11 protein-coding genes are annotated in these 13,302 nt (G+C 66.3%); 7 read left to right on the forward strand and 4 right to left on the reverse strand.

The annotated features are described in order from the left end of the window. From ASF72_RS18825 to ASF72_RS18840, 4 genes are all read left to right on the forward strand, one after another. Entirely contained in the window at positions 1-906 is a 906-nt protein-coding gene (locus ASF72_RS18825; RefSeq protein WP_056601436.1) for a carbohydrate ABC transporter permease, read from the forward strand. A 95-nt stretch (positions 907-1,001) separates the two neighbouring features. Beyond that, positions 1,002-3,002 (forward strand): pectinesterase family protein, encoded by a 2,001-nt coding sequence (locus ASF72_RS18830; protein WP_056601440.1) that lies wholly within the window; start codon positions 1,002-1,004, stop codon positions 3,000-3,002. Between the two features lies 1 nt (position 3,003). Then, positions 3,004-4,464 (forward strand): pectinesterase family protein, encoded by a 1,461-nt coding sequence (locus tag ASF72_RS18835; protein ID WP_056601446.1) that lies wholly within the window; start codon positions 3,004-3,006, stop codon positions 4,462-4,464. Between the two features lie 99 nt (positions 4,465-4,563). Next, positions 4,564-4,776 carry a dodecin gene (locus tag ASF72_RS18840; protein ID WP_050684271.1) on the forward strand — a complete coding sequence of 71 codons (213 nt, stop codon included), beginning with the start codon at positions 4,564-4,566 and terminating at the stop codon, positions 4,774-4,776. An 83-nt stretch (positions 4,777-4,859) separates the two neighbouring features. Here ASF72_RS18840 and ASF72_RS18845 read toward each other — a convergent pair whose 3' ends face one another. After that, a complete protein-coding gene (locus ASF72_RS18845; protein WP_050684270.1) occupies positions 4,860-5,066 on the reverse strand; it encodes a hypothetical protein in 207 nt (68 codons plus the stop codon). Between the two features lie 140 nt (positions 5,067-5,206). Continuing rightward, positions 5,207-6,163 (reverse strand): helix-turn-helix transcriptional regulator, encoded by a 957-nt coding sequence (locus tag ASF72_RS18850; RefSeq protein WP_056601449.1) that lies wholly within the window; start codon positions 6,161-6,163, stop codon positions 5,207-5,209. Positions 6,164-6,397: 234 nt separating this feature from the next. Between ASF72_RS18850 and ASF72_RS18855 the strand changes: the two genes are divergently transcribed. From ASF72_RS18855 to ASF72_RS18865, 3 genes are read left to right on the forward strand one after another with little or no spacing between them, the layout of a single operon-like run. Beyond that, on the forward strand, positions 6,398-7,219 hold the full coding sequence (locus ASF72_RS18855) for an aldo/keto reductase (RefSeq protein ID WP_050684268.1): 822 nt from the start codon (positions 6,398-6,400) through the stop codon (positions 7,217-7,219). Positions 7,220-7,245: 26 nt separating this feature from the next. Next, positions 7,246-8,217 (forward strand): aldo/keto reductase, encoded by a 972-nt coding sequence (locus tag ASF72_RS18860; RefSeq protein WP_056601452.1) that lies wholly within the window; start codon positions 7,246-7,248, stop codon positions 8,215-8,217. Beyond that, positions 8,211-9,257, forward strand: a complete 1,047-nt coding sequence (locus ASF72_RS18865; RefSeq protein WP_056601454.1) for an SDR family oxidoreductase — start codon at positions 8,211-8,213, stop codon at positions 9,255-9,257. Before ASF72_RS18860 ends, ASF72_RS18865 begins: the two co-directional genes overlap by 7 nt. Before the next feature lie 107 nt (positions 9,258-9,364). On the opposite strand, the gene ASF72_RS18870 is transcribed toward ASF72_RS18865, so the two are convergent. Together ASF72_RS18870 and ASF72_RS18875 are read right to left on the reverse strand one after the other, a co-directional pair. After that, positions 9,365-11,170 (reverse strand): glycoside hydrolase family 53 protein, encoded by a 1,806-nt coding sequence (locus ASF72_RS18870; protein WP_200933680.1) that lies wholly within the window; start codon positions 11,168-11,170, stop codon positions 9,365-9,367. A gap of 64 nt (positions 11,171-11,234) precedes the next feature. Further along, entirely contained in the window at positions 11,235-13,274 is a 2,040-nt protein-coding gene (locus ASF72_RS18875) for a beta-galactosidase (protein ID WP_056601458.1), read from the reverse strand. Between the last annotated feature and the right edge of the window lie 28 nt (positions 13,275-13,302).

A 13,302-nucleotide genomic window follows, 5' to 3' on the forward strand; every position in this document is an offset into this window, starting at 1 on the left:
ATGGCACTCCTCGAACTACCCCCGAAGCGCAAACAAGAAAAGGCAGCAAAGCAGGCCGACCCGGAAGACGCACTGTCCGGCACCAAAGCAACCCGGTTCTCCCGCCACCTGATCCTTTGCCTGGTGGGCCTGGTCATGCTGTACCCGCTGCTGTGGCTCATCTCCAGCTCGTTCAAGCCCAGCAACGACATCTTCAGGCAGCTGGGCCTTTGGCCCGAAAACTGGGACTTCAGCAACTATGAGCAGGGCTGGACTGCGCTGAACCAGCCGTTCCACGTGTACCTCATCAACTCCATGATCGTGGTGGTGCTCTCGATCGTGGGCAACATCTTCTCCTGCGCGCTGGCCGCGTACGCGTTCGCCAGGATGGAGTTCACCGGCCGGAAACTGTTCTTCACGCTGATGCTGGGAACGCTGATGCTGCCGGGCCACGTGCTCCTGGTCCCGCAGTACATCATTTTCTCCCAGCTGGGCTGGCTGGACACCTACCTGCCGCTGATCGTGCCGAACTTCATGGCCACCAACGCGTTTTTCATCTTCCTGATGGTCCAGTTCATGAAGGCCCTGCCCAAGGAACTCGACGACGCCGCCCAGATCGATGGCTGTGGCCCGTTCCGGACGTTCCTGCGGGTCATCATGCCGCTTTGCGTCCCGGCCATGGCCACCACGGCAATTTTCACCTTCATCTCCACCTGGAACGAGTTCTTCGGTCCCCTGCTCTACATCCAGAACCAGGACCTCTACACCGTTCCGCTGGCACTGCGGGCCTTTATGGACTCCGAAGGCCAAAGCATGTGGGGGCCCATGTTCGCCATGTCAGTGGTGTCCATCGCCCCGATCATCGGCTTCTTCATCGCCGGCCAGAAGTACCTCATCAACGGCATTGCCACCACGGGACTGAAATAACCCCACCGCTTCTCCGCACGCATCACTGACTGAACACCCCTTATTTGGACAGGTCCCGGCTGGAGGCTGCCGGGACCTCGACGAAGGAGTTTTGCATGATTTTGCGACGACTACTCGGCGCTGCAACCGCCGTCGTGATGCTGGGAAGCCTCCCGGCACTGCCTGCCACCGCGGCCCCCGCCGACCATACGGCGGGGGCACTGGCCCCCGCCGTGACCGCCCAACCACCGGAGGCATCCTGGAAGCAGACGCCGGATGGCTTTGCGTCCCTGCCCGGCTACGGGCTGTCGGGAACAACCGGTGGCCAGGCAGGAAGGATTGTCACCGCCGCTACCCTGGCGCAGCTCCAGGAGTATGCTGCCGCCGTCGAGCCATTGGTTATTTTCGTCAAAGGCTCCATCCGCGCTGAGCAATACGTCAAGATACCCGTGGCTGCCAACAAAAGCTTCATCGGGGTGGGCGCCGGGGCCGAAGTGGTCAATGCCGGCTTTAAGCTCATCAACGTCAGCAATGTCATTTTCCGGAACTTCACTGTCCGTGATTCCTACATCCCCGGCGACTGGGACGGCAAACGGCCCGACAACGACAGGGACGGCATCCAACTCGACACCACCCACCACGTGTGGGTGGACCACATGAAATTCGAACGGATGGGCGACGGCCTGATCGACACCCGCAAGGACTCCGATTTCCTGACGTACTCCTGGAACGTCTTCGCCGACAACAACAAGGCGCTGGGCGTGGGGTGGACGGACAACGCCGTGACCAGGATGACCATCCACCACAACTGGATCCGGAACACCACACAGCGCAACTTCAGCCTGGACAACACCGCCGCGGCCCACGTGTACAACAACTACCTGCAGGACGTCGGCCAGTACGGCATGATGGGCCGCAACAACGCCAAAGTGGTCCTGGAGGCCAATTACTTCACCGCCGTCCAGGACCCCATCGTGGCCAAGGACCCCGGCACCGAGGTGGTCAACCGGGACAACATCTTCGAATCAGTCCGCGGCCGCAAAGACAACGTGGGCGCCGCCTTTGACCCCGCCGCGTCCTACGCCTACCAGGCGGATGACGCAGCCCGCGTCCCGGACACCGTCAGCGCCGGGGCGGGACCGCGGGAGAACAACGCACCCAACACCGCAGACACCATCACGGTGGCCCTGGATGGAACCGGCGATTTCGGCAGCCTGCAGGCGGCGATCGGCTCCATCCCGCACGGCAGCACCAAGCCCCGCACCATTACCGTCAAGCCCGGCGTCTACCGCGAAGTGGTCAACGTCTGGGCCGACCGCCCCAACCTGACCATCCAGGGCGCAACAGCCAACCCGTCCGACGTCGTTATCACCTACGATCTCCCGGCCAGCGGCGCGAAATTCTTCGGCGGCACGTGGGGCGCCGTGGGCAGCGCCACCCTGACCGTCGCAGCCACCGGGACCACAGTGAAGAACCTGACGGTGGAAAACGCCTACGACGAAGCCGCCAACGGCGGGAGCCAGGCGCTGGCGGTGCGGAGCGTTGCCGACAAGGTCACGTTCGAGGGCACCCGCTTCCTGGGCAACCAGGACACGTACCTGGCGGACACCACCGGCCGCGATGCCACCGCCCGGACCTACCTGAAGGACTGCTACGTCGAAGGCGACGTGGACTTCCTCTACGGCCGGGGCACCGCGGTGTTTGACGGCTGCACCATCCATTCCGTGGACCGTGGCAGCAACACCAACAACGGCTACATCGTGGCGCCCAGCACCAAAAACTCAAACCCCTATGGCTTCCTGATCATCAACAGCACCCTGACCTCAGACGCCGCTGCCGGCACCGTCAGCCTGGGCCGGCCGTGGTTCGCCAGCAGTGATCCGGACGCCCACCCCATGGCCGTCATCCGCGATTCCGTCCTCGGTGCGCACATCGCCGAACAGGGCTGGGCCGACATGGGCGGCCATGCCTGGAACGAGGGGCGGTTTGCCGAGTACAACAACACCGGTCCTGGCGCGTTCGTCAACGAATTCCACCCGCAGCTCAGCCCCGACGGCGCCGGCGCACTCAGCGTGGCAACGTTCCTCGGCGACTGGACCCCGGCGGGGCGTGGTTGAGATGACTGACATGGCAACAGCGGGCGTTCCCCGCCGCACCGTCCTGACCGCAGCGGGCCTCGCAGCTGGTGCCCTCGCTTCCGGGCTGGCCGGGGGAACCGCAGCCCACGCGGCTCCCCCGGTCCCTTCCGCAGGCAGTTCCAGCGGGTTTTCCGACGCCGGGCTACCGGCCGGAAGCGCCGCCGGGCCGGCCTGGCCGGACGTGCCGGTGGGCTTTGCCGGCATCAATGGGAATGGCGTTGCCACCACCACCGGCGGCGCGGGCGGCAGGGTGGTCCATGCCGCCACTCCGGACCAGCTGCGGGAGTTCGCCGCCAGCCCGGAACCGCTGGTGGTGATCCTGCACGGGGTGCTGGCGTTTGCCGCGTATGAGAAGCTTCCCGTCGCTTCGAACAAATCATTCCTGGGGGCAGGCGCCGGGGCCACCGTGGTGAACGCCGGGTTCCGGCTGATTAACGTGGCCAACGTGATTTTCCGCAATTTCACCGTGCGGGATTCCTACATCCCGGGTGACTTCATCGGCAAACGCCCGGACAACGACCGGGACGGCATCCAGATGGACACCTCCCACCACATCTGGGTGGACCACATGCACTTCGCCCGGCTTGGTGATGGCCTGGTGGACGTCCGGAAGGACTGCGACAACGTCACGCTCTCCTGGAATGTTTTCGCGGACCATAACAAGGCCCTGGGTGAAGGCTGGACCCAGAACGTGGTCACCCGGATCACCCTGCACCACAACTGGTTCCGGAACACCCACCAGCGCAACGCCAGCCTGGACAACACCGCTGCGTCGCACGTTTTCAACAACTACCTCGAGGACATCTCCAGTTACGGCATGCTGGGCCGGAACGGTGCCTTGATCGTGGCGGAGAACAATTTTTTCCGGGACGTCCTGAACCCGCTGCACCATCAGGGACCGGGTGGGGGCCTGGTGGCACGGGGCAACATCTTCAAGGACTGCACGGGGAATTCCGGTCAGGAGCGCGGAAACGCTTTTGTGCCGGAGTACTCCTACGGGCTTTGGCCTGCGGCCGCCGTTCCGGCGCTGGTGAAAAGCCAGGCGGGACCGCTGGGCGGAACGGTCAGCCGGCCGGCAGATGTGGTCACGGTTGCTTTGGACGGCACCGGCGATTACGCCAGCATCCGTGCAGCGGTGGGGGCCATCCCCTCCGCACAGCCCCGTCCCGTGACGGTGCTGGTCAGCCCCGGGACTTACCACGAGCCGTCGGTTCTGTGGGCGGACCGGCCGAACATCACGCTTGCCGGCGCCACGGGCCTTGCCGCGGACGTGGTCCTGACCACGAGCGAAGGCGCCACCCTGACGGTGGCAGCGGACGGCGCTACGGTCAGGGACCTCACCGTCACCTCGGACGTCCAGCAGTCCGGGCCGGTGCTGGTGACCGCAGGCCGCCGGGTCCGCTACAGCAACGTGGTGGTGCTCAACGGAACGTCGGGCTAAGGGGAACGTCGGGCTAAGGTCTGGCCAACCCTGCCGGCGCGGCACTAGTCTTCAGGAACGGCCCGCAACCGGGAACAACGATGATCACGAGGAGCGAAGTTGTCCAACCACACGTACAGCATTTCTGAAATTGTCGGCACGTCGGACCAGGGTGTGGATGACGCTGTCCGCAACGGGATCGCGCAGGCTTCCAAAACGCTGCGCAACCTCGACTGGTTCGAGGTGAAGGAGATCCGCGGCCATCTTGAAGAAGGAAAAATCGCGGACTGGCAGGTGACCATCAAGCTCGGTTTCCGGCTGGAAGAGCACTGACGCCCACGTCCGGCGGAAGCTGAAAGGCCGTGGAACCTTTGGTTCCACGGCCTTTTGCATGTTTGAGGGGGTATGTGCCCGGGTCAGCCCAGGCTGCCGGCAGTCCGCCGCCGCCACACCGTGGGGACGCCTTGGAACGCCGGGAAGACGTGTCCTTCAAAGAACGAAAGGACCGTGTGCGGGTCGCGGTCCGGGCTCCACAGGCCGGAGGCCGGGCAGTGGGAACCGGTGGTGGTGGACGAACCGGCCGGGGCTGCGGCGCGTTCCTTCAAAAGGGCGATGCGTTTCATCGTTGAGACCATCCTTGGCGGCGAAATTTTGTGCGTCCCTCCAGCTTATTAAGAGCCGCCCGGCGCCCCAATGGACTGCAGGCCAGAAAAGTGCCGCACCGCTGTCCAATCGCACAGCCGGCGCAACTGACGGTCCGCGGTTACCGATCGGGTGCAGGCGGCGGGGAATCCGCCGCGGGTCCCCCGCGAGATGGCACTTCGCGGCAGTCGCGCTGCCCGGGATTGCGGTCAACTGCCATCTCGCGCCCAGGTGCGGCAGGTTCCGCGCCGAGGCTCCCCAACAACAACAACGCATCCGACGACGGCGACTCCGGTCGTGCCGAGTACACCCTGAGCGTCTGGTCCGGATCGTCCGGCAGGACCAGGTTTTCGAAGTTCAGTTCCAGCTGTCCCACAGCAGGGTGGTGCAGCCTGACGCTGCCGGCCGAGGGAGTGGCCACATGGTGCCCGGCCCACCACTGCCGGAAGTGCTCGCTGTTCACGGCCAGCTCGCCCACCAGCTGGTTGGCCTGTGGATCGTTGGGGTGCCGGCCCACATCCAGCCGGAGCGCGCCGGCCGCCTCCGCGGCCACGGTCTCCCAGTCCCGGAACAGCGTCCGTGCCGCCGGATCGAGGATCAGCCAGCGCGTGAGGTTCCGTTGGGCTGCCGGCATGGCCGGAAAGTCAGCAAACAGGCTGTTCGCCAAGGGGTTTCCCGCCAGGACATCGCCGCGGCGGCCCAGCACCAAGGCCGGCACCTCCCCCACGGCCCCAAGCAGCTGGCGCAGTGCCGGCCGCACGCCCTGGACCCCTGTGCCGCCGGCAGCGGCACTGCCGGCACAGTTCTCCAGTAAATCCAGCATGTGGGCATGCTCGGTGGAATCCAGGCGAAGCGCGCGGGAGACGGCCGCCAGGACGGTACGGGACGGATGGATATTCCTGCCTTGTTCCAGGCGGACGTAGTAGTCGGTGCTGACCCCTGCCAGCCGTGCAACTTCCTCCCGGCGCAGGCCAGGGACACGGCGCGCGCCCGCAGTGGGAGCTGCCGCCGCGTCATCCGGGCTCAACCGGGACCGCATGGCTTTGAGGAACAATCCGAATTCGGCGCTTTGACCCATGCCATCCATTCTGCCCCGGCCCGCAAGGGTGTGGACCGCCCGTGGGTAGGACTGGCAGTCCTAGGAAAAACAGAATCACGCTGCTTTGCTGACTTGGCGGCCAAAAGTGCATAGGCTCAGGAGTGAGCCAGCGGAAACCGCTTTCTCGGCGTCAAGCCAACGGCAGCCATTCACCCGGCAGCACGCCCCAGCACCAGCACCAGCACCAGCACCAGCACCAGCCAAGGAGTACCCATGTCAGAGCTGACACTGAACAACGGCGTCACCATCCCCCAGCTTGGCCTCGGAGTTTTCCAGGTTCCGCCGGAAGACACGCAGCGGATCGTCGAAGACGCCTTTGAAGCCGGATACCGCCACATCGACACCGCCGCCGGCTACCGGAACGAGGCCGGGGTGGGCGCGGCGATCGCCGCCACCGGCATTGACCGCGGGGACATTTTCGTGACCACCAAGCTGCGCAACGGGGAACAGGGCCGGGCCCAGGAGGCCTTCCAGAACAGCCGTAAGGCGCTGGGCCTGGACTTCGTGGACCTTTACCTGATCCACTGGCCGGTCCCGTCACAGGGCCTGTACGTCCAGGCCTGGAAGGAACTGGAGCGGCTGTACGAAAACAAGCAGATCCGCGCCATCGGCGTCTCCAATTTCCTCGCAGAGCACCTGGACACCCTGCTGGAGACCGCAGAGATCGTCCCGGCAGTGAACCAGATCGAGCTGCACCCCAGCTACCAGCAGGCCGCCCTCGCCGCGAAGTGCCGGGACCTTGGCATCGCAGTTGAGGCCTACAGCCCGCTGGGCCAGGGCGGGGACCTGAACGGCAACGCGGTCACGGCAATCGCCGCAGCGCACAACGCCACCACCGCGCAGGTGGTCATCGCCTGGCACCTCGCCGCCGGCACCATCGCCATTCCCAAGTCGGTGGACCCGGGCCGGATCCGGGAAAACTTCGCCGCGACGTCCCTGCAGCTGTCCTCCGACGAGCTGGCAGCCCTCACGGCGCTGGAATCCGGTGCCCGCATCGGTTCCGATCCCGCCGTCGCATCCTTCACACAGCTCTAACAGCTCCCAACCAAAGGATTCCCGCCATGCAGTACACCCATCTGGGCCGCTCCGGCCTGAAAGTCTCCCGCCTCTGCCTGGGGACAATGAACTTCGGCCCGCAGACCGAAGAAGCCGACGCGCACGCCATCATGGACTCTGCGAAGTCGCAGGGCATCAACTTCTTCGACACCGCCAACGTCTACGGCGGCGAAGGCCACCGCGGCTGGACCGAGGAAATCATTGGCCGCTGGTTCGCCAAGGGAGAGGGCCGCCGCGAGCAGACAGTCCTGGCCACCAAGCTCTACGGCACCATGACGGACCGGCCCAACGAGTCCAAACTTTCCGCACTGAACATCCGCCGGGCCCTCGATGCCAGCCTCAAGCGCCTGCAGACGGACTACATCGACGTCTACCAGTTCCACCATATCGACCGGAACACCCCTTGGGACGAGATCTGGCAGGCCATCGAGGTGGCCGTCCAACAGGGCAAGATCCTCTATTCGGGCAGCAGCAACTTCGCCGGCTGGCACCTCGCGCAGGCGCAGGAAGCCGCCCGGCGCAGGAACTACACCGGACTGGTGAGCGAGCAGTCCATCTACAACCTGTTCCGCCGCGAGGTGGAGCTCGAGGTCATTCCAGCAGCCCAGCAGTACGGGCTGGGTCTGATCCCCTGGTCGCCCCTGCAGGGTGGCCTGCTGGGCGGGGTTCTGAAAAAGCAGGAGCAGGGCGTCCGCCGGGCAGAAGGCCGGGCCTTGGAAACCCTGAAGAAGCACCAGGACCAGATCCGGCAGTACGAGGATTTCGCCGATGAGCTGGGCCACGAACCCGGCGACGTTGCCCTGGCCTGGCTGCTCCACCAGCCCGCGGTCACGGCACCCATCGTGGGACCCCGGACCCAGGACCAGCTCGACGCCGGCATCCGGGCCTTGGACGTCACGCTCGACGCCGATGCCCTCAAGCGCCTCGACGACATTTTCCCGGGGCACAAGACGGCGCCGGAGGACTACGCATGGTGAGTCCACTCGCGCCGGAAGCAGCCACCGTTGCGCCCCGGAGCATCCTCCTTGTGGGCGGCACCGGGGTTATCAGCGCGGCGGCCACCGAGCGCGCGGCGGCGCTGGGTCACCGGGTCACCGTCCTCAACCGCGGACAGTCCGCAGCGCGGCCGGTGCCGGACGGCGTTGAGGTACTGCACGCGGACATCCGCAACCGGGCTTCGGTCCGGGAAGCGCTGGGCACCCGCAGGTTCGACGCCGTCGCGGACTTCATCTCGTACACCCCGGACCAGGCGGCCGCGGCCGTGGACCTGTTCGCCGGCAGGACCGGCCAGTATGTGTTCATCAGCTCGGCCTCGGCCTACCAGAAGCCGCCTACCCGGCTGCCCATCCTGGAGTCCACCCCGCTGAAGAACCCGTTCTGGCAGTACTCCCGGGACAAGATCGCCTGTGAGGAAGTACTTTTCGCTGCGTACCGCGAGCGCGACTTCCCGGTGACAGTGGTGCGGCCCTCGCACACCTACGACCGCACCAAGATCGCCATGGTGGGCGGCTGGACGGATATCCACCGGATGCGCGCCGGACTCCCCGTCATGGTCCACGGCGACGGCACCTCCCTGTGGACGCTCACGCACAGCAAGGATTTTGCCAAGGGCTTTGTGGGCCTGCTGGGCCGGCCACAGGCAGTGGGTGAGAGCTACACCATCACCTCGGACGAATACCTGCCGTGGAACCAGATCTACCGGTTGTTCGCGCGCGCTGCCGGGGTGGCCGAGCCGGAGCTGGTCCATGTGGCTTCGGAAACCATCGCCGCCGCCAGCCCGGAGCTGGGACCCAACCTGCTGGGCGACAGGTCCCATTCGGTGGTGTTCGACAACACCAAGATCAAGGCACTGGTGCCGGACTACACGGCCACCATCCCGTTCGCCGACGGCGCCCGGGAGATCGTGGCGTGGTTCGACGCCAACCCGGCCTCGCAGGTCCTGAACCAGGACTATATGGACCTCACCGACCGGCTGACAACCTGGGCCCGCAGCGGGCAGCGACCAGCCGGAGGTTAATGCCCATGCCCGGTGTGCAACGGAAGCACTTCATGGGCGCCCGACGGCGGCAGGCAGCTGCCGCCGTCGGGCGTTCCGGAGGCCGGCGAAACCCCAGCCTGGTTGACCTACCGGAGCGGGCCGGTGCCACCGGCGTCGGGTCCGAATTCCGCCAGTGCCGGCAGCGCCTTGCCGGCGTAGTCGAAGACAGCCTGGTTTTCCCACGCGTTGCCGGAAGTGGGATCGGCGGGATCCCAGCCGTTGCCCGGGACGGATGTCCAGGCCGGTTCCCAGTACACGGCGCCCAGCCCACGGCCACCCGGCGCTGAGGCCACCACATCCTGCACGGCCCGGAAATTGGCGGCCTGGCCGGCAGGTGTGGCCGGGTATCCCTTGACCAGCTGCGACGCCTTGGCCACCACGTTTTCCCACGGAGCGTTCGGGTTGTCCTCAAGCGTGAACGGGTACGAGGTTTCCACCACCAGGACGTCCTTGTTGTACCGCCCGGACAGGGTGCTGACTGCTTCCTGCAGATCGGCAAGGGTGCCGTGCCAGAACCCGTAGTAGGACAGACCCACAATATCGAAGGCAACCCCGCGGGCCGTCACTTCGTCGAACCACCAGGTCAGGCCACCAATGCCGTTATTGATATTGGTCAGGTGCAGCACAGTTTTGGTACTCGGGCTGACCTCGGTGACGGCGCGGGTACCGGCCTTGAGGAACATCGCCAGGTTGTCCCACTGCGCGCCCGTCACGTTATCGCTGGCGTCCACATCCCAGGTTTGACCGTGCGGCCACAGCATCCCTGGGTTGATCTCGTTGCCGATCTGCGCGGCGTACGGTGTGACCCCGGCTGCCCTGATGGCTTCCATCACGTCTTTTGTATGCGCGTACAGCGCAGCCGCCATCTCGGTGGCGGGCAAGTCCGTCCACGCCGCGGGCGTGCCTTGCGCCCCCGGGTCGGTCCATCGGTCCGAGTAGTGGAAATCCACCAGGACCCGCATGCCCTGCGCCTGGGCCCGTTTGGCCATGGCCGCCACCTGCTGCTTGCGGTTGTATCCGTCGGCAGGGTCAACCCAGACCTTGAGCCGGACCAGGTTGGTGCCTGCATCGGCGAAGGCCCGCACCGGGTCCACCCGCTGGCCGGCGGCCGTGAAATAGGCCGCCCCGTGGTCCTCGTTCTTGGGCACCCCGGACAGATCGGCCCCGCGGATGGTCCGCTCCACCTTGCCCTCAGTGAAGCTCACATTGTCGATGCTGGCCCAGGCGCCCGCCCCTGTGGTGCTGACGGAAACAGTGCACTTGCCGGCCACGTTGGCGCTGACCGCAATGCTCAGCCACTGGTCATCCGTCTCCGTAGAAGGCAGCACGGTGGCGCCGCCGGTCCCGCAGCCCGTAAGGACCAGGCTGGACGAGTTCACGGGCCCACCGGACTTAATGGCTGCACGGAACGTCCACCAGCCCTTCTTGAGCCCGGTAATGGTCTGGGATGTAGTGACCGTTTCCGCCGACTCCAGCCACTGCGTCAGCCTGTTGGCTGAATCCGCGCCGCCCGCTTCCACCTTGGCGGCGCCCGCGGCTCCTGCCGTGGTCCAGCCGGACAGGCCGGATTCAAAACCAGGGTTGGCCACGGCGGCCGGGCCGCGGCCGGTGCTGCTGCCTGGGTTGTTGCCGTGGCCCGGGTTGTTGCCTTGGTTGCTGCCTGGGTTGTTGCCGTGGTTGGTGCCCGGATTGTTGCCTTGGTTGGTGCCTGGGTTGTTGCCGCGGCCCGGGTTGTTGCCTTGGTTGCTGCCTGGGCCCGGGCTCCCGCCGGGGCCGGCAATTGCCGGCGCTGCCCCCAGCAGCACGCCGGCCAGTGCCAGGGCCGTGATGGCGGCCAACGTCCGGCCGGGTGGCCGTTTACGGGTACTGCCGATGCTGCGGGGGTGTTTCACGGGGCGTCCTCCTTGACGTGGAAACCGGCCGGGACCTGCTGGTCCCGGCCGGTGGTCTGTGGTGCTAGCTGGTTCCTTCGGGGGCCCGGATCACGCGGACGGTGCCGGCAGGCACGTGGGCGGTACCGCTGACCTGTTCCCCGGAGAACATGTCCAGACCGGCTGCCGGATAGTCGGCGTCGTTCTCCGCATGGTTGATCAGGAACGTGAAGCGGTCCTCCCCGTTACTGCGGGCCATCACCTCAAGCCCTGCCGGGTGCGTGGGCGCGGCAGGCACGCCGGCCCCGGTCACCGCGGCCATCACGACGGCGGCCAGGTCGCCGCCGTCGAGGTTGGTGGAGACGTACCAGGCGGTGCCGGCACCGAAGCTGTTGCGGGTGATGGCCGGGCCGGCGGCGGCCGGGCCGTCCTGGTACCGTGCCACCACGCTGGCCGTGGTGGGGTGGATTTCCTCGGACCAGATGGTGCCCGCGCCCATGCCGTTGCTCAGCTCAACGGCCTGGTGTTCGCGCAGCGGCAGGAATTCGTGGATTTCCAGGCCCAGGAGGTCGCGGAGGGGCCCCGGGGAAGCTCCGGGCGGGACAGTGTCGGTGGCGTCCACGATGCCGGAGAAGTAGGACACCATGAGGTGCCCACCGCCGGAAACGTAGCGGCCCAGGTTGGCCGCAGAAGCATCGCCCACCAGGTACAGAGCCGGCGCCAGGACCAGGTCGTAGCCGGAAAGGTCGGCTTCCGGGTGCGCGAAGTCCACGGCCACGCCCCGGTTCCAGAGCACCGAGTAATAGGCCTCGATCCGTTCCCGGTGGTCCAGTTCGCTGCTGGGCCGCCATTCGAGGTCCTGGGCCCAGAAGGATTCCACATCCCACAGGATGGCCACCCGGGCGTTGACGGTGGAACCCTTGACGGGGCTGAGCTTGCGCAGGTCATCCCCGAGGTCCAGGACTTCGCGCCAGATCCGGGAACCGGTGCCGGCGTGCGGCAGCATGGCGGAGTGGAACTTTTCGGCCCCGTAGCGGGAGGCCCGGAACTGGAAGAACATAACGGCGTCCGCGCCGCGGGCCACGTGGGAAAGGCTGTTGCGGGCCAGTTCACCAGGGCGCTTGGCGATGTTGCGGCCCTGCCAGTTCACGGCGCTGGTGGAGTGCTCCATCAGCATCCACGGCTTATTGCCCGCCAGTGACCGGGTGAGGTCGGCGTCCATGGCCAGCAGGATGTGGTTGTCGGTGCGCTGTGCCACCAGGTAATGGTCGTTGGCAACAATGTCCACTTCCTTGCTCCAGGCCCAGTAGTCCGGGGAGAGGCAGTTGGTGGCCATGAAGTTGGTGGTGACAGGAGTGTTGGGGGCGTGACGGCGGATGATGTCGCGCTCGGCGGTGAAGCACTCCAGCATGGCGTTCGAGGTGAACCGGGCGAAGTCCAGCCGCTGGCCCTGGTTGCTGACGCTGGCGGAGAGCCGGGGGGCGTCGATTTCGTCCCAGGCACCGTACTTCTGGCCCCAGAACAGGGTGCCCCAGGCGCTGTTCAGCGCGTCGAGGGTGCCGTAACGGGCCTCCAGCCAGGTGCGGAAGGCGGCCACGGAGGCGTCGTCGTACGAATCGCTGACGGGGGCGCCGTATTCGTTGTGCACGTGCCACAGGACCACGCCCGGGTGGGACCCGTAGCGCCGGGCCAGCTGTTCGGTGATGTTGGCGGCGGCCCGGCGGTAGTCCGGGGAGCTGGGGCTGGCCATCCCGCGGGAGCCGTTGCCCAGGGTGATTCCGTCGCGGGTGACGGGATGGGCCTGCGGGTACTTTTTCCAGAACCAGGCCGGCGGAGCGGCCGTGGGGGTGCCCAGGTCGATGCTGATGCCGGCATCGGTCAGCAGGTCCACCAGGTGGTCCAGCCACTCAAAATCGTATTCGCCTTCACGCGGTTCCAGAAGTACCCAGGAGAAGATCCCCACGCTGACCAGGTTGATCCCGGCTTCCTGCATCAGGGCGATGTCCTCGACCCACACCTCGCGGGGCCATTGCTCGGGGTTGTAGTCCCCGCCATAGCAAAGGCCTGCGGGGCGCTGGACCCACGGCGCCGGTGCGGGGGCGGGGGCCTGCAGGACGTCTGTCATCGAGTGATCTCCTTAGAACTGTGTGCGC

Source organism: Arthrobacter sp. Leaf141 (assembly GCF_001424565.1).
GTDB lineage: Bacteria > Actinomycetota > Actinomycetes > Actinomycetales > Micrococcaceae > Arthrobacter.